Annotated in this window: 22 protein-coding genes and 1 riboswitch; of the genes, 5 read left to right on the forward strand and 17 right to left on the reverse strand. The window is 61.1% G+C overall.

Annotated elements, in window-relative coordinates:
• Window position 1: 1 nt before the first annotated feature.
• The 4 genes from F3G95_RS03425 to F3G95_RS03440 all read right to left on the reverse strand — a co-directional run bounded on the left by F3G95_RS03425 (window position 2) and on the right by F3G95_RS03440 (window position 6,658).
• Entirely contained in the window at window positions 2-1,135 is a 1,134-nt protein-coding gene (locus F3G95_RS03425; protein ID WP_149793822.1) for an ABC transporter substrate-binding protein, read from the reverse strand.
• Between the two features lie 2 nt (window positions 1,136-1,137).
• On the reverse strand, window positions 1,138-2,001 hold the full coding sequence (locus F3G95_RS03430) for an iron transporter (RefSeq protein ID WP_149793823.1): 864 nt from the start codon (window positions 1,999-2,001) through the stop codon (window positions 1,138-1,140).
• A gap of 289 nt (window positions 2,002-2,290) precedes the next feature.
• Window positions 2,291-3,535, reverse strand: coding sequence for a sirohydrochlorin cobaltochelatase (locus F3G95_RS03435; RefSeq protein WP_149793824.1), 1,245 nt, complete (start codon window positions 3,533-3,535; stop codon window positions 2,291-2,293).
• Between the two features lie 173 nt (window positions 3,536-3,708).
• Window positions 3,709-3,926, reverse strand: a riboswitch (cobalamin riboswitch).
• Between the two features lie 41 nt (window positions 3,927-3,967).
• On the reverse strand, window positions 3,968-6,658 hold the full coding sequence (locus F3G95_RS03440; RefSeq protein ID WP_149793825.1) for a helicase associated domain-containing protein: 2,691 nt from the start codon (window positions 6,656-6,658) through the stop codon (window positions 3,968-3,970).
• Between the two features lie 334 nt (window positions 6,659-6,992).
• On the opposite strand from F3G95_RS03440, the gene F3G95_RS03445 reads away from it, so the two are divergent.
• Both F3G95_RS03445 and F3G95_RS03450 read left to right on the forward strand, forming a co-directional pair.
• Window positions 6,993-7,361: a RidA family protein gene (locus F3G95_RS03445; RefSeq protein WP_149793890.1), complete on the forward strand. Its 369-nt coding sequence runs from the start codon at window positions 6,993-6,995 to the stop codon at window positions 7,359-7,361.
• Window positions 7,362-7,562: 201 nt separating this feature from the next.
• Window positions 7,563-8,153, forward strand: coding sequence for a transporter (locus tag F3G95_RS03450; protein WP_149793826.1), 591 nt, complete (start codon window positions 7,563-7,565; stop codon window positions 8,151-8,153).
• 65 nt (window positions 8,154-8,218) lie between these two features.
• Here the strand turns inward: F3G95_RS03450 and plsY are convergent, their stop codons facing one another.
• The 8 genes from plsY to F3G95_RS03490 form a co-directional block, all read right to left on the reverse strand.
• Window positions 8,219-8,881, reverse strand: a complete 663-nt coding sequence (plsY, locus tag F3G95_RS03455; protein WP_149793827.1) for a glycerol-3-phosphate 1-O-acyltransferase PlsY — start codon at window positions 8,879-8,881, stop codon at window positions 8,219-8,221.
• An 18-nt stretch (window positions 8,882-8,899) separates the two neighbouring features.
• Window positions 8,900-10,243, reverse strand: coding sequence for a ribosome biogenesis GTPase Der (gene der / locus F3G95_RS03460; RefSeq protein ID WP_149793828.1), 1,344 nt, complete (start codon window positions 10,241-10,243; stop codon window positions 8,900-8,902).
• 32 nt (window positions 10,244-10,275) lie between these two features.
• The gene (locus tag F3G95_RS03465; protein ID WP_149793829.1) at window positions 10,276-11,607 is read right to left on the reverse strand and encodes a DUF512 domain-containing protein; all 1,332 of its coding nucleotides are present in this window, start codon (window positions 11,605-11,607) and stop codon (window positions 10,276-10,278) included.
• Between the two features lie 261 nt (window positions 11,608-11,868).
• Window positions 11,869-12,048 (reverse strand): 50S ribosomal protein L32, encoded by a 180-nt coding sequence (gene rpmF, locus F3G95_RS03470; RefSeq protein ID WP_015563707.1) that lies wholly within the window; start codon window positions 12,046-12,048, stop codon window positions 11,869-11,871.
• A gap of 26 nt (window positions 12,049-12,074) precedes the next feature.
• Window positions 12,075-12,575, reverse strand: a complete 501-nt coding sequence (locus F3G95_RS03475) for a YceD family protein (protein ID WP_015563706.1) — start codon at window positions 12,573-12,575, stop codon at window positions 12,075-12,077.
• A 147-nt stretch (window positions 12,576-12,722) separates the two neighbouring features.
• Entirely contained in the window at window positions 12,723-13,127 is a 405-nt protein-coding gene (locus F3G95_RS03480) for an ATP-binding protein (protein WP_149793830.1), read from the reverse strand.
• A 63-nt stretch (window positions 13,128-13,190) separates the two neighbouring features.
• Window positions 13,191-14,522 carry a glucose-6-phosphate isomerase gene (locus tag F3G95_RS03485; protein WP_149793831.1) on the reverse strand — a complete coding sequence of 444 codons (1,332 nt, stop codon included), beginning with the start codon at window positions 14,520-14,522 and terminating at the stop codon, window positions 13,191-13,193.
• 220 nt (window positions 14,523-14,742) lie between these two features.
• On the reverse strand, window positions 14,743-15,999 hold the full coding sequence (locus tag F3G95_RS03490) for a D-alanyl-D-alanine carboxypeptidase family protein (protein ID WP_149793832.1): 1,257 nt from the start codon (window positions 15,997-15,999) through the stop codon (window positions 14,743-14,745).
• A 267-nt stretch (window positions 16,000-16,266) separates the two neighbouring features.
• Between F3G95_RS03490 and mtaB the strand changes: the two genes are divergently transcribed.
• The 3 genes from mtaB to F3G95_RS03505 all read left to right on the forward strand — a co-directional run bounded on the left by mtaB (window position 16,267) and on the right by F3G95_RS03505 (window position 20,091).
• On the forward strand, window positions 16,267-17,562 hold the full coding sequence (gene mtaB, locus F3G95_RS03495; RefSeq protein WP_149793833.1) for a tRNA (N(6)-L-threonylcarbamoyladenosine(37)-C(2))-methylthiotransferase MtaB: 1,296 nt from the start codon (window positions 16,267-16,269) through the stop codon (window positions 17,560-17,562).
• 245 nt (window positions 17,563-17,807) lie between these two features.
• A complete protein-coding gene (locus F3G95_RS03500; RefSeq protein ID WP_149793834.1) occupies window positions 17,808-19,361 on the forward strand; it encodes a 4Fe-4S dicluster domain-containing protein in 1,554 nt (517 codons plus the stop codon).
• A gap of 238 nt (window positions 19,362-19,599) precedes the next feature.
• Entirely contained in the window at window positions 19,600-20,091 is a 492-nt protein-coding gene (locus F3G95_RS03505) for a pilin (RefSeq protein WP_149793835.1), read from the forward strand.
• Window positions 20,092-20,166: 75 nt separating this feature from the next.
• Here F3G95_RS03505 and gpmI read toward each other — a convergent pair whose 3' ends face one another.
• The 5 genes from gpmI to F3G95_RS03530 all read right to left on the reverse strand — a co-directional run bounded on the left by gpmI (window position 20,167) and on the right by F3G95_RS03530 (window position 26,337).
• Complete coding sequence (gene gpmI, locus F3G95_RS03510) at window positions 20,167-21,693, reverse strand: 2,3-bisphosphoglycerate-independent phosphoglycerate mutase (RefSeq protein ID WP_149793836.1); 1,527 nt, start codon at window positions 21,691-21,693, stop codon at window positions 20,167-20,169.
• A 100-nt stretch (window positions 21,694-21,793) separates the two neighbouring features.
• The gene (gene tpiA / locus F3G95_RS03515; RefSeq protein ID WP_015563698.1) at window positions 21,794-22,564 is read right to left on the reverse strand and encodes a triose-phosphate isomerase; all 771 of its coding nucleotides are present in this window, start codon (window positions 22,562-22,564) and stop codon (window positions 21,794-21,796) included.
• Between the two features lie 83 nt (window positions 22,565-22,647).
• Window positions 22,648-23,856, reverse strand: coding sequence for a phosphoglycerate kinase (locus tag F3G95_RS03520; RefSeq protein ID WP_015563697.1), 1,209 nt, complete (start codon window positions 23,854-23,856; stop codon window positions 22,648-22,650).
• Window positions 23,857-24,326: 470 nt separating this feature from the next.
• Window positions 24,327-25,358 carry a type I glyceraldehyde-3-phosphate dehydrogenase gene (gap, locus tag F3G95_RS03525; protein WP_149793837.1) on the reverse strand — a complete coding sequence of 344 codons (1,032 nt, stop codon included), beginning with the start codon at window positions 25,356-25,358 and terminating at the stop codon, window positions 24,327-24,329.
• Window positions 25,359-25,554: 196 nt separating this feature from the next.
• Window positions 25,555-26,337 carry a hypothetical protein gene (locus F3G95_RS03530; RefSeq protein ID WP_149793838.1) on the reverse strand — a complete coding sequence of 261 codons (783 nt, stop codon included), beginning with the start codon at window positions 26,335-26,337 and terminating at the stop codon, window positions 25,555-25,557.
• Window positions 26,338-26,476 lie beyond the last annotated feature (139 nt).

Genomic DNA, 26,476 nt, shown 5'->3' on the forward strand with positions numbered 1-26,476 from the left:
TTTATACGATGCGCTGTAAGAAACGGAGGGACGCCGGGTCGGGCGAGCCCTCGGTGAAGACGAGGTTCATATCCGAGATGAGGTCGGCCAGCTCCATGCTCTGCTGGAAGAGGCTCTGGGCCGTACACCAGCAGTCGCCGGACTGGACGGCCTTGAAATCTGCCAGCATCGGGCATTTTTCGATGAGCTGGTCACGGGTCTCCATCACGCCCTCGATGGTGCTGTTGTAGATGAGGACATCGGCGTCTTTGGCCCGGGCGTAAAACGTCTCCAGCGGCAGTTTGATGGTGGACTGGGCCGACGTCTCCCCCTCGAGGTCGTCGAAGATGTAGACGCCGCCGGCCATCTCCACCATCTGGGCCACATAGTCGCTGGTGCGGCGGACGGTGATGAGGTTGTTGGTGGTGATGGAGAAGAAGGCCGCGGTCTTGCCCGTGTTCTCCTGCTCGAGGATGGGGGCCACCTGCTCCACCTTCTGGCGAAAGACCTCTTCCGCCATCTCAGTCTTATTCAGCAGGATGCCGTAGAGCTTGAGCCACTCCATCCGGGCCAGCGGGCCGCTCTCGTAGCTCGAGCGCTCCACGAGGACCGGCACGCCGAACTTTTCCAGCTGCTCCTTGACCTCGGGGTCGTGGAGCACCATAGTGTTCTCGATGGCGAGGGTGCAGCCGGCGGCAAGGATGCGCTCATAGTCCGGGGCGCTGTACTTGCCCGCGTAGGCGATGCGGCCCTCCTGCATGGCCTGTTTGGCCTCTTCCACATACCAGCCCTCGGCCTTGGTGCCGGAGAGGGCGATGCTGTCCAATGCGTCCAGATGGACGAAGAGGTCCATCACCGAGGTGGAGACGAGATAAATATGATCCAGCGGCTGGCGCAGCAGAACGACGTCCTCGGGCAGGTCGTCCACCTCGGCGGCCCCCTCGGGGACGACGAGGAACCGCCCGGCGTCCGGGATGTCGATCATCACATAGCCGCCCTCATAGCAGTCGGCGGAAAACTGGGTGGCATAGTCCAGCGGATAGCTGTGGTCGAACACGAGGGATGCTGTATTGGCCGGGGCGGTCCTGTGCTGCCCGCAGCCCGCAAGGGTGAGGGCGGCGGCAGGCAGGGCTTTCAGAAAATTGCGGCGTTTCATCGTTACTTTGCCTCGATCAGGGATGCAGAGACGAAGGTCAGCGTATACTCGATCTCATGCGGGGTGCTCATGGCGACGGTATCGCCCACCACATCCAGCGGGGTGTCGAGAGCAGTGACGGGGATCTCGAAGGTAGAGTTGCCCTCGGTGTTGGTGGGCAGATACTTCTCGCCGTCCACCAGCATATAGTCGTAGTTGGGGCTGGACCAGACGATGGTGGCGGTCATCCTGCCGTCGGCCACGGTCAGGGCCGCAGGGCTTTCCACGGTGGCGCGGCCGGAGCCGCCCTCGAGGGTCACGTCACAGGTGTAGGTGCCGTCGGCAGGTGCTTCCGCCGCAGCAGGCTGGGCGTTGGCGACACGGACGGTATGGTCGTACCACTTGCCCTTGGTGCCGAGGATGGCCAGCTGGAAGTCCTCATCCAGAGCCTCCACCGGGATGTCGAAGCCGTAGACCTCATCGGACAGGCCGTCGGAGTAGGTGACGGTGTCGGTGGTGGGCTGGAGCCAGTCCCCCTCGTGGGCCTCGGCGTCAGCGGCCATGCCGACGTAGAGGTTGACGATCTTCTTGGAGGCGAGGCTGACGTGGAAGGTCATCTGACCGTCCTTCACAGTCAGGGTCCCCTTGCCGTCGTTGGCCTCGTTGGCATGGAACATGGAGCTGTCGGTGTCAAAGTCGGCGGTATAGACGCCGTCGGGCAGAGCCGACTCAGCGGAGACAGAAGCAGCCTCGCTCACGGCAGAGGAGGCCGCAGCCTCGGAGGAAGCGGCAGAGCTGGCCGGGGTGCCGGATGCGCCGCAGCCAGTGAGAGAACCAGCCAGCACAGCGCCGGCCAGCAGAAGAGCAAATTTATGGTTCAGTTTCATGATGATATACCTCGAAGTATCTATTTTACAGAAAAGATTATAACACGCAATGGCCCGAATTCAAAGCAGGCCGAAAAAGAAATTGCCCGAAAAGGCACTCCTTTCCGGGCAATCATAGAATCGGAAGCTGCTTTCGCAAGCAGGGTGCACCAAACGGCGAGGATTTTTGCCCGCAGACAAGGCGATTTTCCGCAGCAATCCTGGGCGGATTGCAAGGGAAAGCAACGCAGTATGCGAGCAAAAAGACCGCCCGGGCGGTGTGCAATGATTACGAAAACGGCTTCCTAGCTCAGCCGTTCAGGGAATCGACAGCGGCCTTGGTGTGTGCGACGTAGAGCTGCTGGATGTCAGCGACCTCGCCCAGACCGGCGATCTGGCACTCGACAGAGTCGAATTCGCCGGATGCCTCGAACTGGCTCTTCCAGGAATCCTCGTCGTCGCCAGCCATATCGTTGTTGGCGTGGTCACCTGCAACGACCATCAGGGGACGCAGGACGACCTTGGTGTAACCGGCGGCCTTGACAGCCTCGATGACATTCTCGCAGGCAGTCTCCTCCGGCTCGCCCTCGACGGTGCCGATGAAGACGTTCTTGTAGCCCAGAGCGTTCATCTGAGACTGCATCTGGGTGTAGCTCACCTTTGCGGTGTGAGAGGTTCCGTGGCCCATGAAGACGAAGGCGGTGCCGTCCTTAGCAGCGGCGTCCAGACTGTCGAAACCGGCGGTCTTGACGGCCTCGGCGGTGATGGCCTTGGCGACAGCTTCCTTGTCGGCGTTGATGACGGTGGCATCGCTGCCCACCTCGCCCAGCAGAGGCTCGGCGATGGCGACGGACTCGAACTGATCGCGGTAGCTGTCCACCATCTCCATCATCTCGTCGTACTCCGCGCCATGCATCAGGTGGGTGGGCTGGACGACCAGATCCTTCACGCCGTTGGCAACAGCGCGCTCCAGAGCCTGCTCCATGTTGTCGATCTTCTCGCCGTCACGGGCCTGGACATGGTTGATGATGATCTGTGCGGTGAAGGCGCGGCGGACAGACCAGTCGGGATATGCGGCCTGGATGGCGTCCTCGATGCCCTTGATGTCCGCTGCGCGGCTGTTGTTGAAGGAGGTGCCGAAGCTGACGACCAGGATCTCGTTGTCGCCGATGTTGTCCTGGTTGCGGGCGTCGTCCTTGGAGGCGTCGCCGGTGTCGCGGCCAAAGTAATCGGGGTCAGCCTCTTCGCCCTCGACCATCTCCTTCTGGGCGTCGGTCAGGGCGTCCCATGCGGCCTTTGCGGCCTCACACTGAGCGTCGGTGTTCTCGTTGCGCTCCTGCACATAGATGGCGTCGATGAGGTCTGCCACGTTCTTTGCTGCCATTTCATCGGCCTCCTCGCTGCTCACTTCGCTGGCGGCGGCAGAGCTTGCGGCGGTGCTGCTGGCGGCAGTGGAAGAAGATGCACCGCAGCCGGTGAGGACACCGGCACACAGGGCCAGTGCGGCGGCAGCGGCGGTGACGCGCTGCCAGTTCTTGTTGGTTGCCTTACGCATTGTTTGAGTCCTTTCTGTTGTGTGGAATGTACGTTTCCGATAGAAAGGGTACGAAACGGGGGCCAGCTCAAACGAAAAAAGAGCCTTTTCACCGCGCGGAAGGCACAGCAAAAAGACCCTTTGAATGTTCGGGCTTTTTGGTACGACCAATTCCTCGTGATCCGGAGCCGGACGCTCCTGTACCAACAGCGGGCAGGTTTCCTGACTGAAAGCTCACCGCCCGCTGCCGCCTTCCCAGAGGCAAAGCCTCCAGTGACCGGCGCTGAGCGCCAAGGCAGCGGACTCCCTTATCACAGTGACGAGATCGCGCGGGACTCGCACCCGCTTCCCTTTTACCCTCCCGGCCGGGGACGAAGCTCCGGCGGCAGGCACCTGCTGTTTTCTATTCAGACGAGGTGAAGTATACCACACTCCGCCCTAAAATGCAATATCTCAGCCCTCCTGCGGCACGGTCCAGACCATGCCCAGCGCTTCGAGCTTTGCGATGCGCTCCGCCGTCAGCTTTTTCTCGGCACAGGCGTAGTTTTCGCGCATCCGGCGGACCCAGTCGCCGAGGCAGAAGCCGTCTTCGGTCTTATAGTTCACCGGCACCAGCAGATCGCCGTGGGCGGCGCAGTACTCTTCGGCACGGCGGAACGCCCCGGCCCACTTGGCCTCCCGGGCGTCCCACTGCATCCCGATGGCGTCCAGCAGAGCGATATGCTCCGGCGTCACCTGGAACGAGCCGGGCCGGGCCTTGCGGGCAGCCCGGAGGTTCGAGATCCAGACGCCCAGACGGAAGCCGTTCTCGTCCACGTATCCGGCAGGCACGAGGAGGCTGCCCTTCTTCTCGGCGTAGAGCCTGGCGCTCTGGTAGTTGTCCAGCCAGTTCTGCTCCCGCACGCTGTACGCGGGCGGCACCGGGGCGCTGAGGCGTCGGCCTTTTTCGCCCTTGAACAGCTCTTTCAGGGCCGCGCGGCGCGCGGCGGAGAGCTTTTTGCCCTCCCGCAGCATCTGCTTCTGACGGGACAGCCAGCTGCCCAGCCAGATGCCGTCCTCCGTCCGGTACTGGGCCGGAACGGCCAGACTGCCGTGCTCCTTTTTGTATTCCACGGCCAGCTCGTAGCGGTGCTGCCACGAGTCGGTCTTTTCCCAGTTCATGCCCAGCTCGTCCAGCAGGGCTTTCCGCTCCGGCGTCACCCGGGCGCTGCTGCGCTCGGGGTTCTGCCATGCGTACCGCTGGCGGGACACCCACTTGCCCAGCAGGATGCCGTCTTCGTCGGTGTACTCGGTGGGGACGTCGAGGTTCCCGTGGGCGGCGTGGTACTTCACGGCGGCCTCGTAGGCGGTCTGCCACTTGCGGTCGTTCCGGTTCGTCCAGTCCACTCCCAGCGCTTCCAGCTTTTCGATCTGGGCGTCGGTCAGCACACCTTCTTTATAAGCGGCACGCTGACTGCCCAGCCAGACGCCCAGCGCCATACCGTCCGGTGTGACATACTTGACGGGAATTTCCAGCGTGTGATTTTCCAGATAATACTGGACGGCGGCAGCATAGCTCTTCTCCCAGAGGATGCTGCCGGTGTCCCACACCATGCCCAGTGCCTCGAGGCGCTCGACGCGGTCTGACGGCAGGTTCCCGCTCAGATAGCGCTGGCGGTTGTAGACGATCCACTCGCCCAGCGCAAAGCCGTCCTTATCCTTATAATGGACCGGCACCAGCAGGTCGCTGTGGCTGCCGCGGTACCTCTGGGCCGAAGCACAGCCGTTCTCCCACGCCAGCTCGAGCCGCTTTTTCCAGTTCATGCCGATTTTGTCCAGCCGGGCGGCCTGCTCGGCGGTGAGGCGGCCCTTTTTCTTTCCGGCCCGGACAAGGCGCTGGTTTTCCAGCCAGCGGCCCACGGCCACGCCCCCGAAGCGGTAGGAGCGAGGCACGTCCAGCGTCTTTCCCTCTGCCGTCATCTGCTTTGCGGCGGCATAATAGCGCTCCCAGTCGGAGTCCAGCGCGCGGCGGAGCTGCCGGTAAGCCCGGCGGCAGGCAGAGAGAGGCTCTTCCAGCGGGAAGGCTTCTGCCCCCGCCGCGCTGCACTCCTTCCGCAGCTGCTGTACACAGGTCAGCGCCTCAAAGGCCGCACTCAGCTCTGCCACCGGCACACTGCCGCAGGCTGCAAGGGCGCGTGCCAGCATCTGCCGGTATGCGGCCGGTCCAGCGCTGCGGCGCACCAGCACCACGCCCGAGATCCCGGCCAGAGGTGACTGCACCGCCGGGCCGTTGGCACAGACCAGCAGCCGGAGGGTGGCCGCTTCGTCGGCCACAAAGCCTTCTGCATCCTTATAAATATGTGTTCCTGCACCAAACAGCTTCTCGGCCTGCTCTGCGGTCTGCGCCGCCGCTGCATCATCCTCGCAGAGGACAAGATACCGCCCGGCAGCATCCGGGAGCCACTGCGCCAGCAGCTGTTCCACCGGCGGAAGCTTCTCTACGGCGAGGCTCAGAGCCTGATATTTCTCGGCGTTGGGGTCAGGGCAGCCCGGCAGATGGAGGTTTTTCACCTCGGCACGGAGGCGGGCCATCGCATCTTCCAGCGGCCAGAGCAGGGCCGTATAGGAGGCCGGCATGGGCAGCAGGCCATTGGCCATCGCCCCGCCCAGCGCCAGCGGCTCCACGATGGCGTCGGCCAGCATCTCTTCGGCAGCGCGGCAGCTGTCGCCCGGGGCGTCCGGCTCTCCCAGAGCCAGCAGCTTTGCCCCCGGGCAGAGGCGGAACAGGGGCTGGACACAGTCAGTCCAGTCCTTTGCGCTCATCTCCCTCCAGCCGTCCAGCACCAGCAGGCCGGGCCGGAACTCAGCCAGCGCCACCCAGCCCAGTGCATTCTGCACGGCCAGCTGCTCGCAGCTCATCAGCCGCACCCGGCCGCCCAGCGTCCGGCCCAGCCGCTTTGTCAGGGCGCGGCGCAGCTCCAGACGGGCAGCGCAGGACACCACCCAGAGCACGCGCATCTCGGGGTGGGCGTCCAGCAGCTCCCACACGATGCAGCCCTTGCCCGTACCCGCCGGGCGCACCAGCGCAGCACAGTTTTTCTGCTGCAGTCCAGCCTCCGCTGCACGGCAGGCTGTTTTATTTGAATCATCTACCAAAATCGACATATCTTATCCTTTCTGCCCCTTCCGAGGGTTCAGAAATTCGCTTTTTCTGCAAAAAAGAAACGCGCCTGCGCAAAGCTGGCTTTCCTGCCTGCGCTGCGCCTGCGTTTTTCTGCAAAAATGTTACTTTCATGCTCTATTTTTATCATAAAAGTTTATTTCTTGTCAAGATGATTTGCGTAGATTTTTCCAAATAATTTTACATTCCCTTTTTCCGGAAATTCCGGGACCGTTCCCTGCTGGCCGTTGACGGCGGGGACAGTTGGTGGTAGACTTTTTTCATCGGCTCCCCTTTTGGCGGGAGACTCCCCTATTTATGATATGTGAGGTAATCGATATGAACATCATCAGCACCGAAAAAGCTCCCGGCGCCATCGGCCCCTACTCTCAGGGCTACACCGTGGGCGGTCTCGTCTTCACCTCCGGCCAGATCCCGGTAGACCCCGCCACCGGCGCAGTCGCCGAGGGCATCGCCGCACAGGCTGACCAGAGCTGCCGCAATGTGGGCGCTATCCTCGAAGCTGCCGGCGTGGGCTTCGACAAGGTGGTCAAGACCACCTGCTTCCTGGCCGACATCGCCGACTTTGCCGCTTTCAACGAGGTGTACGCCAAATATTTCATCTCCAAGCCCGCCCGCAGCTGCGTGGCCGTGAAAGACCTGCCCAAGGGCGTGCTCTGCGAGATCGAAGCCATCGCTGAGGCCTAAGCCGCCTTTTCAGCACAAAGAGGGGCCGTCTGCACTCCATTCCGGGTGCGGACGGCCCCTTTTGTCTGTCTTCGATTCCAGTTTTTCATGCTGACTAGCTTTCTTAGCCGGAGAAATTGACTTCGTTTTTCGCTTTTGTTACAATAGAATCGAACTGTTGTAAAAGATTTCCGGTCAAATTTGAAAGAGAGGTCCCTGCCCATGTCCAATTCCCGTGTTGAAAGCCACAGCCGCGCCGAATTGCGCAACAAGATCATCAGCGCAGCCACCCTGCTCGAGATCCTGTTGTCCGGCCTCGTCCTCATCGGCCTGCTGCTGTCGATGGTGCCGCTGCTGCAGTGGATGCCCGGCCTGCTGTTCGACGGCAACGACGTCGAGGTGAGCATCTTCTTACAGCGGGCGCTGGACATCGTCATCGGCATCGAGTTCATCAAGATGCTGGCCAAGCACAGCCCCGGTTCCAGCCTTGAAGTGCTGCTCTACGCCATCGCCCGCCATATGGTGGTGGGTCACGAGTCCGCCATGGAGAACCTGCTGAGCGTGAGCGCCATCGCCCTCATCTTCATCGTGCGGAGGTTCTTCTTCGTGCCGGCCTTCGGCGCTCATCTGCCCGACGGCCACCCCGCGCCCGACCTTTCCCCCAGCCAGAGCGGCATCCCGTCAGAGGAATTCGCCTCCCGGCTGCGCAAGCACCTGCATCATAATGACACCGACACGGAGCTTGAAGTCGCCATCGAAGACCCCAAGTACGAGGACAACACCGACACGCTGCTGGAAGCAGACCCGAAATGAGCCTGACAACGTAAAATGCCCCGCAGGACGCTCGTCGAGAGCTGCCTGCGGGGCATTTTTTATGCTTAGTTGCTCTTGTGCTTCTGGCCGAAACGGTACTCCTTGCCGTCCCGGATGCGCTGGATGTTGGAACGGTGCATCCAGATGACCATGCCGCCCATGATGGCAGCGCCGACGGTGCAGACCACCACGTCCCGGGTCGGCAGGCCGCGCATAAAGCTGTACACCAGCGTCAGCACCGGGTAGGCTGCGGCCATGGTGATGCTGCCCAGCGACACCATGCCGGTGGGGACCAGGCAGACGAGGAAGATGAGTGCCAGCACCGGCAGCAGCACCGGCTGGACTGCCAGAATGGCACCGGCAGCCACCAGCACGCCCTTGCCGCCCTTGAAGCCGAAATAGATGGGCTTGGAGTGGCCCACCACGGCGAGGATGGCGGCGAGGTAGACGCCCAGATAGGGCGAGACGGCAGCATCGGCGGGCAGATGGCCAAACAGCCACCGGCCAAGGCAGACGGCCACGACGCCCTTGAGCACATCGCCCACCGCCGTGAGGGCAGCGGCCTTCTTGCCGAAGGTGCGCAGCATGTTGGTCATACCGGCAGCGCCCGAGCCGTGGGTGCGGACGTCGTCATGGTACAGATACTTGCTGACGAGGATGCCGGTGTCCACGCTGCCCAGCAGATAGGCTTCGGCAGCGACCGCCAGCACAATGAGAAATGCGGTCATAGAACCAGTCTCCCTTCCTTATACGTCCTTCGCGCCCACCTCGCCGGAGCCGCGCTCACGCACGACAAGGCGGATGGGGGTGTGCTCCAGACCGAAGTTCTCGCGGATCTGGTTGATGATATACCGCTGATAGCTGAAGTGGAACAGGTGCTTGGCGTTGACAAAGGCCACGAACGTCGGAGGCCGGGTGGAAGCCTGGGTCAGGTAGAAGATCTTCAGGCGGCGGCCCTTGTCGCTGGGCGGCTGCATCCGGGCGGTGGCGCGGGCCAGCATCTCATTCAGCACACCGGTGGGCACGCGGGCGCCGTTCTGGCTGTCCACGTCGCGGATGAGCTGCATCAGCTTGTTGACGTTGTAGCCGGTCTGGGCCGAGATGAAGATGATGGGAGCATAGCCCATGAAGCTGAAGCACTCGGCATAGCCCCGGCGCTGCAGTTCCATGGTGTTGGTCTCCTTGCCCTCCACGGCGTCCCACTTGTTGACGACGATGATGCAGGCCTTGCCCTGGTCGTGGGCGTAGCCGGCCACCTTGCTGTCCTGCTCGGTGAAGCCGACGGTGGCGTCCACGAGGATGAGTGCCACGCGGCTGCGCTCGACGGCAGCCAGTGCGCGGACGACCATGTAGCGCTCGAGGCCGTCGGTGATGTTGCTGCGCTTGCGCAGACCGGCGGTATCGGTGAAGATGAACTTGCCGTAAGCGTTGTCCACGGGGGTGTCGATGGCGTCGCGGGTGGTGCCGGCCTCGTTGGCCACGATCATGCGGTTCTCACCGAGGATGCGGTTGGTCAGGCTGGACTTGCCCACGTTGGGGCGGCCGATGATGGCGACGGGGATGCGGTCTTCCTCCACGACGGTCTCACTGAAATCGAGGTGGGCGCAGACGGCGTCCAGCAGGTCGCCGGTGCCGTGGCCGTGGACGGACGAGATGGGCATGACTTCGTCGAAGCCGAGGTTATAGAACTCGTAGAGCTCCATGGGGGGCTCGCCCACGTTGTCGCATTTGTTGACGGCGAGGATGATGGGCTTGTGGCTGCGGCGCAGCATATGGGCCACGTCCTCGTCGGCGGCGGTCAGGCCGTTGCGCACGTCCACCACCATGATGATGCAGTCGGCGGTATCGATGGCGATCTGGGCCTGCTCGCGCATGTGGGCCAGAATGCCCTCGGTGGCCTTGGGCTCGATGCCACCGGTATCCACCAGCAGGAACTCGTGGCCGCTCCACTCGCAGTTGGCGAAGATGCGGTCGCGGGTGATGCCCGGGGTATCCTCCACGATGGCCAGACGCTGGCCGCAGAGCTTATTGAACAGGGTGGACTTGCCCACGTTGGGGCGGCCCACCACAGCAACGATCGGTTTGCTCATAGGGGGTTCCTCCTTTCACAAAAGGGGTAAAATTACGGTCTTCTCCGGCGGGCGATATGCAGGCCGCTGCGCAGCAGGGCCTTGGCCTCGTCGCCGCCGCCGGTGGGCAGGACTTCCACCTTTACGCCGAGCCGCTGGCCCAACTGCTCGATGGTCATATCATCGAGGAAGGTGTCCTTCTCCTCCCGCAGCATCACGGCAGGCACGCCCAGGGTGCCGCTGGACAGCCGACCCTCGCACTGAGCGATGATGTCGGTCGCCGTGACGAGGCCCGCCACGCCGACGTTGCCGCCGAAGAAGTTGTTTTTGATGGGATGCACGTTTACTTCTATCATGGGGTACTGGCGGTGGAGCTCGTCCATCATCTCGGTGATGAGGGGCGCGGCCATGGTGCCGGTGACGACATCCATCTTTTTGGTGCCATAGATGCGGTGGGGCTTTTCCAGCTCGGCCAGAAATTCCTCCCGGAAGAGGCTCATCATGCCCACGCCATTTTCCAGCTGGTCGTAGTCCTCATAGAACTCCGGCTCCGGGATGGGGCGGCCGGCCTTGAGGTACCACTCATCGCTGGGGTAGATGATGCGCTTGCCGTGGCGGCGCTTGCACTCGTCGCCGAACTCTTCCATGATGTCGATGACGGCGGCGCTGGTCTCGGCGTCGTAGGGCGTCTGCTTGAAGAGGTTCTGGCGGTAGTCCGTCACGCCGCAGGGGACTGCCGCCACGCTCTGCACCATCGGGGTCAGCTCCAGCAGGTCGGTGAGGGTGCGGCGGAGCTCGTCGCCGTCGTTGATGCCCCGGCAGAGCACCAGCTGGCAGTTGACGGCGATGCCGCCCTCCACCAGGCGGGGCAGGTACTTCAGCACCTCGCCGCCCCGTTTATTCGCCAGCATCCGCACGCGGAGCTGGGGATTGGTGGTGTGGACCGAAATGTTGATGGGCGAGATATGCATCTTGATGATGCGGTCGATCTCGTGGTCCTGCATGTTGGTCATGGTGATATAGTTGCCGAACAAAAAGGACAGGCGCTCGTCGTCGTCCTTGAAGTAGAGGCTCTCACGCATCCCCGGGGGCAGCTGGTCGATGAAGCAGAACATGCAGTGGTTGGAGCAGGAGTGCTTCTGGTCGCCCAGATAGGTGGAGAAGTCGCAGCCGAAGGGGCCGCGCTCTTCCCGCCGGACGTCCCACTCCCGGATGCCGTCCGCCACCTTTGCTTTGAGGTGGAAGCTCTTGCTGTCGGTATAAAAATCATAGTCCAGCGTGTCGTTCAGCTCGTTGCCGTCCACGCTCAGCAGCTCGTCGCCGCCGGCGAGGCCGAGGGCTTCCGCCTCGCTGCCCGCGTCCACGCGGTCGATTTTAATAGACACTTTCACTTCACCTGCTTTCCGATAGGTTCGCCTTCGTACAACCTCTCAGTCGGGCTTGCGCCCGCCAGCTCCCCTAGTAGGGGAGCCTCTGGCGTATCCAGCAAGCTTCACCCGGCTGCCAAAGCCTCCCCTCGTTAGGGGAGGTGGCATCCCGAAGGGATGACGGAGAGGTTTCATCCGTCCCATAAACAGCAAGAAGGGGAAGGCATTGCGCCCTCCCCTTCTGTACATAACACCAATGTGCCACCAATTCTGCGCAAATTAGCCCTTCTTGATGACTTCCTCGCCCTTGTAGTAACCGCAGTTGCCACATGCCTGGTGGGGGAGCTTCAGAGAGCCGCAGTTGCTGCACTTGACCAGTGCGGGGGCCTCCAGCTTCCAAACATTGCTGCGACGCTTGTCGCGGCGGGCCTTGGAAAGATGTCTCTTAGGTACTGCCATATTTTTGCACCTCCTTGATGGGTTTCTCAGTTCAGCAGTGATTTGAGTATCGCTAGCCTTGCGTCTGCGGGTTCGGCCTCAGCTTCTGCCGGAGGGCAGGTACATTCGGCCATCTTCTTCCCGCACCGGGGACACAAGCCCGGGCAGTCAGCGCTGCAAAGCAGCACCGTCGGTATCTGGAACATGAATTCCTGACAGAGCCATTCGTCCACATCCAGATGTCCTTTTTCGTTGAGGGGCAGGTCGAAATCCGGGTCGTCCAGATCGCGCTCCCTGACCGTCCACTCTGCTTGCACCGTCTCTTCCCGTTCGACGGGGTCGAGGCAGCGGGCGCACTCTCCGTGCACCAATGCGTTTGCCCGCAGCGTCATCCGGATCTCCTCGCCATCCGGCACCGCCTCAAAGCGGGCCGTCACAGGCTGCTCGATCCTTGCACCGGCAAAATCCTTTGCAGACAAATCACACTGAAACTCTGCGGCGTAAGGTTTCGTGCCGGATACGATAAACTTTCTCAGGTCAAATTGCATAGTACACCTCATAAAAGGCTGCTTTGTTAGTATAGCGCCAACACAGCCCTTTGTCAACACCAAAACAGGCAGAAAACCGAAAAAATTTCAAATTCTCCGGTTTCCTGCCTGTCTGGGATGCTTCAAATCAGAAATTTCAGAGTTATGTTACAGGTACTTCTTCACATCGTGGGGCAGAGCAGCCTCATCAGCGCTGACAGTGACGGTGACCTTGACGGAGTCGCCGGCGGCAGCAGCGATCTCGTCCAGAACGACGCCCAGACGGTTGATGTCGTGATCCAGCACCTTCAGGATGCCGTCGATGTACAGGTCAGTGATGTCATAATTGCTTGCCAGCAGGCCGGCCACGAAGCCGTACAGCATCTCGCCGCCGGCGATCTTGTACTCGTCCAGGTCGATGAGACGGGCGGCGTTGGGGACCTCATAGGTCAGCTTCATGCCCTTCTCGACGACAACGACGTTGCCCTTGGAGGTCTTGACCGAATCATTGATCATGTCGATCATAGCCTTGGTCTTACCGGAGCCTTTGGTGCCAACAATCAGTTTAATCATAGTTCTGTCCTCCTGTATTTTCCACGCCTCACGGCGGGAGATCGTTTTTTGTTCCGCTTGCTCTTACTTCAGCTTTGCTTCCAGCTCGGCGGTCAGGTTCTCGTAACCCGGCTTGCCCAGCAGAGCGAACATGTTCTTCTTATAGCTCTCGACGCCCGGCTGGTTGAAGGGGTTGACGCTCAGCAGGTAGCCGCTGCAGGCACAGGCACGCCAGAAGAAGTAGATGAGGTAGCCCACATTATAAGCGGACAGGTCGTCCACCTCGATGACCACCTCCGGCACGCCGCCGTCGGTGTGGGCGAGGATGGTGCCTTCCATGGCCTTGCGGTTGACCACGCTCATGTTCTGGTCAGCCAGGAAGTTCAGGCCGTCGAAGTTGCCCTCCAGCTTGTCGATGAAGAGGTCCTGTGCGGGCTTCTTGACATCCACGATGGTCTCGAACATGGTGCGGGAGCCTTCCTGGATGAACTGACCCATGGAGTGCAGATCGGTGGAGAAGATGCAGCTTGCGGGGAACAGACCCTTGTTGTCCTTGCCCTCGCTCTCACCGAACAGCTGCTTGTACCACTCGTTCATGAGGGTGAAGTTCGGCTCATAGCACTCGAGGATCTCGATGCTCTTGCCCTTGCGGTACAGGATGTTGCGGATGGCCGCATACTTGTAGGCGTCGTTGTCGGGGCTGAGCACGGAGAAGCGCTCCATCGCGTCGGCTGCGCCCTTCATGACGTCGTCGATGCTGATGCCGGCAGCAGCGATGGGCAGCAGGCCCACAGCGGAAAGGACGGAGTAGCGGCCGCCGACATCGTCGGGGACGACGAAGGTGGGCCAGCCCTGGGCGTCAGCCAGCTGCTTGAGGGTACCCTTGGCGCGGTCGGTGGTGGCGTAGATGCGCTTGTTGGCCTCTTCCACGCCCATCTCGTCTTCCAGCAGTCTGCGCAGCACACGGAAGGCCAGAGAGGTCTCGGTGGTGGTGCCGGACTTGGAGATGACGTTGATGGAGAAACGCTTGCCCTTGCACAGCGCGATGATGTCATTCAGATAGGTGGGGCTGATGCTGTTGCCGCAGAAGTAGATCTTCAGGCCGTTGTCCAGCTCGTTGTGGTACATACCCTTGACGGCTTCGATGACGGCGCGTGCGCCCAGATAGCTGCCGCCGATGCCGGCGACCACCAGAACGTCGGAATCCTCACGGATCTTGGCAGCAGCTGCCTTGATGCGCTCGAACTCTTCCTTATCATAATCACGGGGCAGATACATCCAGCCCAGGAAATCGCTGCCGGGGCCGTTCTTGGCTTCCAGCGTCTTGTGCGCGGCCTCTACCTGGGGGTAGATGGCCTTGTATTCCTCTTCGTTGATGAAACTGGAGAGGTGCTTTGTATTCAGAGCGAGACTCATTCTATCAAAACCTCCAAAACATTTTACGGGCTCTTTGCCCGGCGAGGGTTTTTCTTGGTATAAGTGTACCGTTCCCGCCGGGCAAAGTCAAGGCCAAAATCCTCGCTTTTCATACAATTTTAATAGTGTTGTTTTGTATGCTCTTACATCTTTTATACAAACGTCCAAGCCATTCTTTGCCCTCACTGACCGTTTTTGACCGGTAGTGCGCAGTTTTCGGTCATGCCGCGCCGGTGAGGCTCTGCCACAGCAGACCGATGGCATCCCGGACGGTCATCCTCGGCGCATCGGCGGCAGCACGCACTTCGTACTCTTCCAGAAGCTTTTCGCCCTGATAGACGGCGGCTTTGCCCAGCGTCTGGCCCTGCTCCACCGGAGCTTCCAGCTCCTCGGGCAGGGTCAATTCGGTATGCAGGGACGCCCCGCTCCCCTTCTCCACCAGCACCGTCTCCGGCAGGGCCGCGTAATCCAGCGGGACGCTGCCCGCCGCGCTGCCTTTGACCGTGATCTGGAGCGGCTGTGCCTCGAGTTTTGGCAGCGGCGCGGCCTCATAGGCCCCGAAGCCGTAGTCCAGCAGGGTCGTGGCGGCGTCGAAGCGGTCGGCGCTGGACGGTGCGCCCAGTATCACCGCGATGAGGGAGAGGCCGTTCCGGGTGGCGCTGGCCGAGATGCAGATGCCCGCGCCGCCGGTGGTGCCGGTCTTGAGGCCGGTGATCCCCTCATACCGGCGGAGGAGCTTATTCGTATTGATCAGCTGGGTCGCCCCGCCCCGGAGGGTATCCGTCCAGATGCCGGTGTAGTGCAGCACCTCGGGGCAGGTGTTCAGGATGGTGCGGCTCATGACGGCCACGTCCCGGGCCGTGGAGAGATGGCCTTCGGCGTCCAGCCCGCAGGCGTTGCGGAAAGACGTCTGCTCCATCCCCAGCGAGGCGGCTCGGGCGTTCATCTGCTCCACGAAGGCCGGCTCACTGCCGCCCACCAACTCGGCCACGGCCACTGCCGCGTCGTTGGCGGAGGAAACGCAGATGGCCTTTATCATCTCGTCCAATGTAAAGTGCTCCCCCGGCTCCAGCCAGATCTGACTGCCGCCCATGTGGTAGGCGTGCTCACTCACCGGCACCGGCGTCTCCATGGTCAGCCGCCCGTCATGGACAGCCTCGAAGGCAAGCAGCAGGGTCATCACCTTGGTGATGGAGGCGATGGGGACCCGCTCGTCGGCGTTCTTCTCGTAGAGGACCCGTCCGCTCCCCTGCTCAATGAGGATGGCAGCGCGGCAGTTGAGGTCGAGCTGAGGCGCGGCGGCTGCGGCCGGCAGCAGAATTCCTTCTGCCGCTTCCTCGACGTCGGCGCTGACGGCCCGCTCTTCCGGGTGCATGACAGCCCGCAGGCCCACGCCCTCCGCCGTCCCAAGGGCCAGTGCAAACAGCCAGAAGCAGAGCACGGCTGCGCAGAGCACCGCAAAATTCTTTCGTTCCATCCCTTGTCCCTCCCCGCAATGTCTGTCTGATTGCATTCTATGCAAAAAAAGAGGCCGGAATGCTCTTTTCTCCCCGGGAAAAATCTGCTATAATAGGATGGTTTATTATAAGGTAATAACCTCTCCGTTTTGCTGACGCCTGACAGCTTTCCTACCGAGGAGAGCCTCTGGCGAGGAGAGAAAGCTTTACGAACTGCCAAGGCCTCCCCTCGATAGGGGAGGTGGCATTGCGAAGCAATGACGGAGAGGTTTCAGAAAGGACACCCCATGCGAGTTTGTTTTTATACTCTTGGCTGCAAGGTCAACTTAAATGAGACCGGTGCGCTGGAACAGATGTTCCGCTCCGCCGGTTTCACCATCGTGCCGGAGGGCGAAGAGGCCGACGTCTTTGTGGTGAACAGCTGCACCGTCACCAACTTCGGCGACCAGAAGAGCCGCAAGTGGCTCCGCCGGGCCAAGCGCGAGAACCCCGGCGCCGTCACCGTCCTCACCGGCTGCTACCCGCAGGCTTTCCCCGAGGAAGCGGCCCAGTTCATGGAGGCCGACCTGGTCTGCGGCAACGGCGACCGGAAAGCCATCCTCGACAACGTGCTCAAGCTGCTGGACGGCCACGAGCGCATCGTCGCCATCGCCCCCCACGCGAAGGGCGAGCGGTTCGAAGAGCTGCCGGTGGAGCGGTTCGAGACCCACACCCGCGCCTTTATCAAAGTAGAGGACGGCTGCAACCGTCAGTGCGCCTACTGCGTCATCCCCCGCGCCCGCGGCCCGGTGCGCAGCCGCTCGGAAGAGAGCATTCTCGCCGAGCTGCGCCAGCTGGCCGCTTCCGGCTACCGGGAAGTGGTGCTCAGCGCCATCTCCCTGCCCAGCTACGGCCTCGACACCGGCACCAACCTTGTGGAGCTGGTGGAGAAGTGCGCCCGGGTGGAGGGCATCGAGCGCATCCGGCTGGGCAGCCTTGACCCCGATATGCTGACCCCCGAGTACATCACCCGGCTGGCGGCAGTGAACAAGCTCTGCCCCCAGTACCATCTGAGCCTGCAGAGCGGCTGCAGCGCCACCCTGCGCCGGATGCGCCGCGTCTATACCGCCGAGCAGTACGCCGAGGTGGTCCGCCAGCTCCGCGCCGCCTACGGTGACCGCCCGGTCAGCTTCACCACCGACTGCATCTGCGGTTTCCCCGGCGAGACGGAGGAAGATTTCCGGGAGAGCTGCGCGTTCCTGAAGGAGATCGGCTTCCTGAAAGTCCACGTCTTCCCCTACTCCCGCCGCAGCGGCACCCCCGCCTACGACTTCCCCGACCAGGTCCATGAGCGCGAAAAGCAGGCCCGCAGCCGGGAGATGAACGCCATCGCGGAGGACATCCGCCGCGAGGTGCTGGCCGGCTGCGAGGGCAGCGAGGACGACGTTCTGCTGGAGACCCCCCTCTCCGGCACCCTCTTCACCGGCTACACCCGGCTGTATGTTCCCGTCGTGGTCTCGGCCCCGGGCCATAAGAGCGGCGAGATCATCCATGTCCGGCTGGGCAGCTACGACGGCGAGCGTGTCCGGGCCGAGATGGTGTAATCTTAGCCGTTTCTTTGCCGTTTTGTACAAATCCATTTGTTCGCATTTGTGCAAGATATATCAGTTGTGAATTTCATAACAAATTTTAGGCTTTTCCCTTTTCTTCCCGAAGGGTTTATGCTACAATAAAAGTGGATTATTCGGGGCATCCGGCTGTTTGCAGCAGCCCAGTATCAAAGGCCCCGGAGAAAAGCCGCGTCAGAGCGGTTTTTTGTTCTGTTGTTTCAAAGCAAGGAGAGATTGGAATGAGTTTCAGAGGAATCAACACCACGGTCATCCAGATCCGCCGCCAGGTCTTTACCGAGGTGGCACGGATGGCCTACGCCAACGTCAAGGGCGAGCAGGCCAACCACCTGATGCGCAAGATCCCTTACACCATCATCCCCGGTGAGGAAGGCAAGCTCCGCAAGGACATCTTCCTCGAGCGCGCCATCGTCGAGGAGCGCGTTCGTCTGGCCATGGGCCTGCCCACCCGCCGCATGGACGAGCACAACAGCGTCGTCTCCGGTCTGGAGGACGCTTCCATCGCCGATAAGTATTATGACCCCCCGCTGGTGAACGTCATCAAGTTTGCCTGCAACCGCTGCCCCGAGAAGCTGGTCAAGGTCTCCGACCTGTGCCAGGGCTGCCTCGCACACCCCTGTATGGAAGTCTGCCCCAAGAAGGCCATCACCTGGGAGAGCGGCCGTTCCACCATCGACCAGGAAAAGTGCATCAAGTGCGGCCGCTGCGTCGGCGTCTGCCCCTACAACGCCATCGTCAAGACCGAGCGTCCCTGCGCCGCTGCCTGCGGCATGGGTGCCATCCACTCCGATGAGCTGGGCCGCGCCGAGATCGACTACAGCAAGTGCGTGTCCTGCGGCCAGTGTCTGGTCAACTGCCCCTTCGGTGCCATCGCCGACAAGGGCCAGATCTACCAGCTCATTCAGGGCTTCAACCGCGGCGACCGCATCTACGCCCTCGTCGCTCCCGCCTTCATCAACCAGTTCCCGGGCCTGGCCTCCACCGGCAAGCTCAAGGCTGCGCTGAAGGCTCTGGGCTTCTACGACGTCGTGGAGGTCGCCATCGGTGCCGACCTGTGTACCGTGGATGAGGCCCACGACTTCCTGGAGGAGGTCCCCAACAAGCTGAACTTCATGGCTACTTCCTGCTGCCCGGCATGGAGCATGATGGCAAAGACCGCCTTCCCGGATCTTGCAAAGAACATCTCCATGACCATGACCCCCATGGTCTTTACCGCCCGCATGATGAAGCAGGCCGACCCCGAGGCCCGTATGTGCTTCATCGGACCCTGCGCCGCCAAGAAGCTGGAAGCTTCCCGCCGCACCGTCCGCTCTGATGTGGACTTCGTGCTGACCTTCGAGGAACTGGCCGGCATCATCGAGGCCAAGGACATCGACGTGGCCAACCTCGAAGTCGACCCCGATGAGATCGATCTGGTCCACGCTTCCGGCGCAGGCCGCGGCTTCGCACAGTCCGGCGGCGTCGCCAAGGCTGTCGCCGACAAGGTCAAGGAGTGGCACCCCGATATGGACGTCAAGATCGCGTCCGCACAGGGCCTCGCCGAGTGCAAGAAGCTGCTGATGCTGGCCAAGGCCGGCAAGTACAACGGCTACCTGCTGGAAGGCATGGGCTGCCCCGGCGGCTGCATCGGCGGCGCCGGCACCATCGCCGACCCCGCCCGCACTGCTGTCGCGCTGAACAAGTACGTCAAGGAGGCTCCGTTCCAGGACCCCGAGCAGAGCCCCTTCATGACCAGCATCCACGTGCTGAAGGACGACCCCGACTTTGAGGTCTGAGTTTTCCTGACTTCTGCCGCTTCCCGTCTGCCGGGAGGCGGCTTTTTTGTGTCTTCGGCAAAGTCTGCATTTTTTTCTTCCATAAGATGTGTCTTATGTGAAACATTTTTGTGAAAGACTCACAAGCCGGATTGACTTTTTCTTCTGAATATGTTATTTTTGCGATGACAAATTCCTTCGCGTTCCGTTTTGGAACGCACAGAGCCGTCTCTGCGGCTGGAAAGGTCGATTCTTGAATATGACGAAATCTTTGAAGCATACGGGCAGACGCACCGGGGCGGTCCTCGTCTCGCTGCTGCTGCTCCTGACGCTGGCGGTCAGTGCCAGTGCCGCCGCCGTCAAGATGACGGTGGGCGTCCGGTTCTGGCGGGAGTCCGGGGACAAGGAGTCGATGGCCGACAGTGCCGTGGACACCACCCGCGAAGCTACCCTTACCCGCCAGCCCAACGGCACCTTCACTCTCGAGCTTCCGGTCAAGCAGCTCTCTTCCATGAACATGACCGGCCGTCTCACCGGCATCGCCATCGGCGAGGTGAACTATGACGGCACTCTGAGCGGCGACCTGTCCGACGGCACCGCCGTGCTGACCCTCAAGAACCTGCCCGCCTCGGTGCTCACCGGCAGCGATTCCAGCAAAGCGCTGGCCGTGACCTGCAGCATCAAGATGGACACCATCCTTCTCGGCGACATCTCTACCAGTGCGAAGATGTCCATCTGGGTCGAGCGCTGAAAAGCCAAACAGCACAAAAAGCGCCCCGCAGCTCTGTTACGAGCTGCGGGGCGCTTGCGTTGTTTCAGAAAAGGTTTACTCGGCGATGATGCTCTTGCCGGTCATCTCTGCCGGGACGGGCAGGCCGATATAGGGCAGCATGGTGGGTGCGATGTCGGCCAGGCAGCCGCCCTCGCGCAGCTTCACATCGCCGCAGCCGATGGCCACGAAAGGCACGACGTTGGTGGTGTGGGCGGTGAACGGAGTGCCGTCAGGGTTCTTCATCTTCTCGGCGTTGCCGTGGTCCGCGGTCAGGAAAGCGCAGCCGCCAGCGTTCAGCACAGCGGTGACGACCTTCTCGACAGCAGCGTCCACAGCCTCAACGGCCTTGACAGCAGCCTCAAAAACGCCGGTGTGGCCGACCATATCGCAGTTTGCGAAGTTCAGGATGACCACGTCGTACTTGCCGCTCTCGATGCGCTTGACGCACTCGTCGGCGACCTCGGGGGCGCTCATCTCAGGCTTAAGGTCGTAGGTGGCGACCTTCGGGCTGGGGATGACACAGCGGTCCTCGCCCTCGTAGGGAGCCTCAACACCGCCGTTGAAGAAGAAGGTGACATGAGCGTACTTCTCGGTCTCGGCGATGCGCAGCTGGGTCTTGCCGTTCTCGGACAGGTACTGGCCCAGGACGTTCTTCAGCTCAACAGGAGGATAAGCGACCTCGCAGTTGGGCATGGTGGCGTCATACTCGGCCATGCAGACGTAGTGGACCTGCTTGCGGCCGCCGCGGCGCTCGAAGCCGGTGAAGGCGTCGTCGCAGAAGATGCGGGTCATCTGACGGGCGCGGTCGGGACGGAAGTTCATGAAGATAACGGTGTCGCCGTCCTGCACACGGCCACCCTCGCAGGTGACGCAGGGCAGAACGAACTCGTCGGTCTTGTCGTCGGCGTAGGATGCCTCGATGGCCTCCTGCGCGTTGGCGGCGTGGTTGCCCTCGCCGTAGACGAAGGCAGCGTAAGCCTTCTCCTCGCGGTCCCAGTTGTTGTCGCGGTCCATGGCGTAGTAACGGCCGGAGACGCTGGCGATCTTGCCGATGCCCAGCTCGTCCAGCTTGGCCTGCAGATCGGCAAGGAAGCCCTTGCCGGAGTGGGGGTCGGTGTCACGGCCATCGGTGATGCAGTGGAGGTAGACTTCCTTTGCCCCCATCTGCTTTGCCATTTCCAGCACACCGAACCAGTGGTCAGCGTGGCTGTGGACACCGCCGGTACCCACCAGACCCATCAGGTGGATCGCCTTGCCGGCGTCGATAGCAGCCTTCATGTTCTTGACGAGGACGGGGTTCTTGAGCATCTCACCGTCGCGGATGGACTTGGTGATGAGGGTCAGCTGCTGGTAGACGATGCGGCCGGCGCCCATATTGGTGTGACCCACCTCAGAGTTGCCCATCTGGCCGTCGGGCAGGCCTACAGCCATGCCGGAAGCTTCGATGGTGGTCATAGGATATTTTGCCATCAGAGAATCAAGGAAAGGCTTCTTGGCTGCAGCCACGGCGTTGCCGTAGGTCTCGTTGGGGGTCCAGCCAAAGCCGTCCATGATGCAGAGCAGAACAGGTTTCTTGGACATAAAATAGGATCTCCTTTGAAAATTCAACAAACAGCGCCCGGCTCCCTGCCGGAAATGCGGCGCAGCCGGGCGCAGAGAGAACGATTTTACCGCTCAGGGCTTAGCCCTTGGTGGCAGCGTTGACGATGACAGCAAAGTCAGGAGCCTTCAGGGAAGCACCGCCGATGAGGCCGCCGTCCACGTCCTTCTTGCTCAGCAGCTCCTCGCAGTTCTTGGCGTTCATGCTGCCGCCGTACTGGACGGTGGTAGCCTCGGCCACGGCTTCGCCGTAGACCTCGCCGATGACCTTGCGGATCTGAGCGCAGACTTCCTCAGCCTGGTCTGCAGTAGCGGTCTTGCCGGTGCCGATGGCCCAGATGGGCTCGTAGGCGATGACGACGTTTGCCATCTGCTCGGCGGTGACATCGCGCAGGGCGATCTTGGTCTGCATCCGGACCAGCTCCTCGGTGACGCCCTCCTCACGCTGCTGCAGGCTCTCGCCCACGCAGATGATGACCTTCAGGCCGGCGTTCAGAGCGGCCAGAGCGCGCTTGTTGACGGTCTGGTCGGTCTCTGCGAAATACTGACGGCGCTCGGAGTGGCCAACGATGACGTACTCGACGCCCAGATCCACCAGCATATCCGCGCTGATCTCGCCGGTGAATGCGCCGGACTTCTCGAAATGGACGTTCTCGGCACCGACATGGATGTTGGTACCCTTGGTCTTTGCCACAGCAGTGACCAGGTCGGTATAGGGAGTGCAGATGACGACCTCGCAGGATGCGTCCTTGACGGCGGGGATGAGCTCGTCCACCAGAACAGCAGCCTCGGAGGCGGTCTTGTTCATCTTCCAGTTGCCAGCAATAATGGCCTTGCGCTTTGCCTTATCCATGATACGTTCTCCTTACCTTATTTACCTTTATAAATAAAAGATGCGGCGGCGAAACAGCCGCCGCACCGTTCATGATGCTGTGATTATGCGTTCTGGATGACTGCGATGCCGGGCAGCTCCTTGCCCTCCAGGTACTCCAGAGAAGCGCCGCCGCCGGTAGAGATGTGGGTCATCTTGTCGCCCAGGCCCATCTGCTGGACAGCTGCTGCGCTGTCGCCGCCGCCGATGACGGTGGTAGCGTCGCTCTCAGCCATAGCCTTGGCCACGGCCAGAGTGCCGGCAGCCAGAGTCGGGTTCTCAAAGACGCCCATGGGGCCGTTCCAGACGACGGTCTTGGAAGCCTTGACAGCGTCGGCGAAGAGCTTCATGGTCTCGGGGCCGATGTCGCAGCCTTCCATGTCAGCCGGGATAGCGGTGACAGGGACGACGGTGGTCTCGACAGGAGCGTCGATGGGGTCGGGGAAGTTCTCGACGCAGGCGGTATCGACGGGCAGGAGCAGCTTGACGCCCTTCTCCTGAGCCTTTGCCATCATCTCCTTGCAGTAGTCCAGCTTGGAGTCATCGCACAGGCTCTTGCCGACCTCATAGCCCTGAGCCTTGATGAAGGTGTAGGCCATGCCGCCGCCGATGATGAGGGTATCGACCTTCTCCAGCAGGTTGGAGATGACATTCAGCTTGTCAGCGACCTTTGCGCCGCCCAGAATGGCGGTGAAGGGACGGACGGGATCGTTCACGGCATTGCCGAGGTACTTGATCTCCTTCTCCATCAGGTAGCCGACAGCGGTGTCCTTGATATAGTCGGTGACGCCTGCGGTGGAGCAGTGTGCGCGGTGGCAGCTGCCGAAGGCATCGTCAACGTATGCGTCTGCCAGAGAAGCCAGATCCTGAGAGAACTCAGGCAGGTTCTTGGTCTCTTCCTTGCGGAAACGGGTGTTCTGCAGCAGGACGACGTCGCCGTTGTTCATGGCAGCGACAGCAGCCTTTGCGTTCTCGCCCACGACGTTGTCGTCGTCAGCAAAGACAACGGTCTTGCCCAGCTTTGCGCTCAGAGCCACAGCAACGGGAGCGAGGCTGAACTTTGCCTCGGGGCCGTTCTTCGGCTTGCCCAGATGGCTGCACAGAATGACCTTCGCGCCGTCATTGACCAGCTTCTGGATGGTGGGCAGAGCCGCATTGATGCGGTTCTCGTTGGTGATGACACCGTCCTTCATGGGGACGTTGAAATCACAGCGGACAAGGACCTTCTTGCCGCAGTAGTTCTGATCGTCGATCGTCTTTTTACCTAAACCCATAGTGATTATTCTCCTCTCAATTCGTTCTTCGGAATCGAATTTCGCTCACTCTCGGGGTCTTAGCCCCTATGACACTATTATAAACAAAATATGTGTGTATTGCAAGGACGGGAGATGGATAATTTATTAACAAACTTTTCCCGTGATATTCGGGAATTGTGTCTATTTTGACAGTAGTCCGGCCGGCTGCCAAAACGCCGCAGGCGGTCTCCCCTCCTGCGGCGCTTGAAACGATCCACTTTAATCCCGACGGAACAGGTCGCGGGTGTGGACCTTGTCCTACGACACAAATGCAATAAACTGCGGTATTGGCTTTATTGTATCATGAAGCGGATGAGGTGGCAAGTATCAACAAACAAAAACACCCTTCCCCTGCGGCGTACCGCAGAAGGAAGGGTGTCAAACTCACGGATCAGTCTTCCCGCTTATTCAGCAGGACACCTCAGGTACTTTTGAGCGTAGAGCTGTGATTAGCAGTTCTCAGCGAAGTACTTAATGGTACGGACCATCTGAGAGGTGTAGGAGTTCTCGTTGTCGTACCAGGACACGACCTGAACCTGATAGGTGTCGTCGTCGATCTTAGCGACCATGGTCTGGGTAGCGTCGAACAGAGAGCCGTAACGCATACCGATGACGTCGGAGGAGACGATCGGATCCTCGTTGTAGCCGAAGGACTCAGAAGTAGCAGCCTTCATAGCAGCGTTGATGGACTCCTTGGTGACGTCCTTGCCCTTGACGACTGCGACCAGCAGGGTGGTGGAGCCGGTGGGAACAGGCACACGCTGAGCAGAGCCGATCAGCTTGCCGTTCAGCTCGGGGATGACCAGGCCGATGGCCTTAGCAGCACCGGTGCTGTTGGGGACGATGTTCTGTGCGCCAGCACGAGCACGGCGCAGGTCGCCCTTGCGCTGAGGACCATCCAGGATCATCTGGTCGCCGGTGTAAGCATGAACGGTGGTCATGATGCCGGAGACGATGGGGTAGGTCTTGTTCAGGGTGTCGGCCATGGGAGCCAGGCAGTTGGTGGTGCAGGAAGCAGCGGAGATGACCTGATCCTCAGCGGTCAGGGTCTTCTCATTGACGGAGTAGACAATGGTCTTCAGGTCGTTGCCTGCGGGAGCAGAGATGACGACCTTCTTAGCGCCAGCCTGGATGTGAGCCATGCTCTTCTCCTTGCTGGTGTAGAAGCCGGTGCACTCCAGAACGACATCGACGTTCAGCTCGCCCCAGGGAGCGTCCTTTGCGTCCTTAACAGCGTAGATCTTGATCTCCTTGCCGTCGACGATGATGGAGTCCTCGGTAGCCTCGACGGTGTGCTTGCCCTCGCCGATCTTGCCGCAGAAGGAACCCTGAGCGGTATCGTACTTCAGCAGGTGAGCCAGCATCTTGGGGCTGGTCAGGTCGTTGATCGCGACGACCTCGTAACCCTCAGCATCAAACATCTGACGGAAAGCCAGACGGCCAATACGACCAAAACCATTGATAGCAACTCTAACAGCCATGTTAATAGTACCTCCTAAATGTTCTTACCCTGATTCGGATAATTCACGGTACTCTTATTTTAGACCAAAACGGCCAAACTTTCAAGTGCCTGCCAAAAAATTAACAAGTCGTTTTCATACTTTTTTGCTTTTGTACTATTTTCTCAGGGAATGGGGTGCTGTTTTGAGCAATTCAACCAAGCGGCTGCTGACGCATTTATGCATCCTGCTCAGTCCTTGTGCAGCGCACAGCGCTCAAGGCTCCCAAAGCTCCCACACAGCACAGCCCCAGCCGGAACAGCAGCGTCGGCGTCAGCAGAGCCCCGCCGCCCTCCTGCACGAGGGTCTGCAGCACGGTGGGCAGCTCCCAGCACAGGCAGAGGGCAAACGCCGCCAGCCCGCCGGCGCAGAGGGTGCGTCCGTCCGACGTGCCGGGCAGGTAGAGCGCCCGGGCCAGTGCCGAGAGGAACATCAGCCCCGCCAGCAGCTGCCAGACCATCGCCGTGGGGGCCACCCGGTGCCAGCTGGAGCTGTTCTCCATAAAGCGGGCCAGCACGCACCAGTAGAACACGGCGCTGCCCAGCACGGCGGGCGTCAGGCTGCGGGTGGGGGTCTTCCAGTCCTTCCGCAGCCAGCTCAGGCCGAGGCAGACCATCCAGAACGCGCACAGCGCCTCCAGCACTGCGCGCAGGAGCATCACCACGCTGCTCCCCATCCAGAGGATGCGCAGCACAGCAGCCTCTCCATAGCAGACCGCCGCCGCCAGTGCCACGACGCCGGAAGGCGTGCAGCGGCTCCGCAGCGCGCCGGCCTGCGGCTGACTGCAGCGACCCGCCGCCACGGCGGCACCGACGGCCACGGCCAGCGCACCGTACCGCAGCCAGACTGAGCCGACGATGCACAGGCCCGTTTCCGCGTCGGTGAGAAGGGCCAGGTCGATGCCCCGGAAAACGCCCAGCGCTGCGCTCAGGAAAAGCGAAACCATGATAAAGAAGTTCATCTGTAATCCTCAAATCTTTATCCCCTTTTTTTCGGGGAAAATCTCATAAGTGTATGATAGCGCGTTTTGGGCAGAAATGCAAGGCATTCCCTTCTTGTGCGCTTTTTTGCCGACAGCGGCCGGTATACTGAGTCCAAAA

This window comes from Faecalibacterium sp. Marseille-P9312, assembly GCF_902497445.1.
GTDB lineage: Bacteria > Bacillota > Clostridia > Oscillospirales > Ruminococcaceae > Faecalibacterium > Faecalibacterium longum.

Coding starts and splice junctions, on each gene's coding strand:
- F3G95_RS03425 (WP_149793822.1), bottom strand. CDS start 1,135: ATGAAACGCCGCAATTTTCTGAAAGCCCTGCCTGCCGCCGCCCTCACC.
- F3G95_RS03430 (WP_149793823.1), bottom strand. CDS start 2,001: ATGAAACTGAACCATAAATTTGCTCTTCTGCTGGCCGGCGCTGTGCTG.
- F3G95_RS03435 (WP_149793824.1), bottom strand. CDS start 3,535: ATGCGTAAGGCAACCAACAAGAACTGGCAGCGCGTCACCGCCGCTGCC.
- F3G95_RS03440 (WP_149793825.1), bottom strand. CDS start 6,658: ATGTCGATTTTGGTAGATGATTCAAATAAAACAGCCTGCCGTGCAGCG.
- F3G95_RS03445 (WP_149793890.1), top strand. CDS start 6,993: ATGAACATCATCAGCACCGAAAAAGCTCCCGGCGCCATCGGCCCCTAC.
- F3G95_RS03450 (WP_149793826.1), top strand. CDS start 7,563: ATGTCCAATTCCCGTGTTGAAAGCCACAGCCGCGCCGAATTGCGCAAC.
- plsY (WP_149793827.1), bottom strand. CDS start 8,881: ATGACCGCATTTCTCATTGTGCTGGCGGTCGCTGCCGAAGCCTATCTG.
- der (WP_149793828.1), bottom strand. CDS start 10,243: ATGAGCAAACCGATCGTTGCTGTGGTGGGCCGCCCCAACGTGGGCAAG.
- rpmF (WP_015563707.1), bottom strand. CDS start 12,048: ATGGCAGTACCTAAGAGACATCTTTCCAAGGCCCGCCGCGACAAGCGT.
- F3G95_RS03475 (WP_015563706.1), bottom strand. CDS start 12,575: ATGCAATTTGACCTGAGAAAGTTTATCGTATCCGGCACGAAACCTTAC.
- F3G95_RS03480 (WP_149793830.1), bottom strand. CDS start 13,127: ATGATTAAACTGATTGTTGGCACCAAAGGCTCCGGTAAGACCAAGGCT.
- F3G95_RS03485 (WP_149793831.1), bottom strand. CDS start 14,522: ATGAGTCTCGCTCTGAATACAAAGCACCTCTCCAGTTTCATCAACGAA.
- F3G95_RS03490 (WP_149793832.1), bottom strand. CDS start 15,999: ATGGAACGAAAGAATTTTGCGGTGCTCTGCGCAGCCGTGCTCTGCTTC.
- mtaB (WP_149793833.1), top strand. CDS start 16,267: ATGCGAGTTTGTTTTTATACTCTTGGCTGCAAGGTCAACTTAAATGAG.
- F3G95_RS03500 (WP_149793834.1), top strand. CDS start 17,808: ATGAGTTTCAGAGGAATCAACACCACGGTCATCCAGATCCGCCGCCAG.
- F3G95_RS03505 (WP_149793835.1), top strand. CDS start 19,600: ATGACGAAATCTTTGAAGCATACGGGCAGACGCACCGGGGCGGTCCTC.
- gpmI (WP_149793836.1), bottom strand. CDS start 21,693: ATGTCCAAGAAACCTGTTCTGCTCTGCATCATGGACGGCTTTGGCTGG.
- tpiA (WP_015563698.1), bottom strand. CDS start 22,564: ATGGATAAGGCAAAGCGCAAGGCCATTATTGCTGGCAACTGGAAGATG.
- F3G95_RS03520 (WP_015563697.1), bottom strand. CDS start 23,856: ATGGGTTTAGGTAAAAAGACGATCGACGATCAGAACTACTGCGGCAAG.
- gap (WP_149793837.1), bottom strand. CDS start 25,358: ATGGCTGTTAGAGTTGCTATCAATGGTTTTGGTCGTATTGGCCGTCTG.
- F3G95_RS03530 (WP_149793838.1), bottom strand. CDS start 26,337: ATGAACTTCTTTATCATGGTTTCGCTTTTCCTGAGCGCAGCGCTGGGC.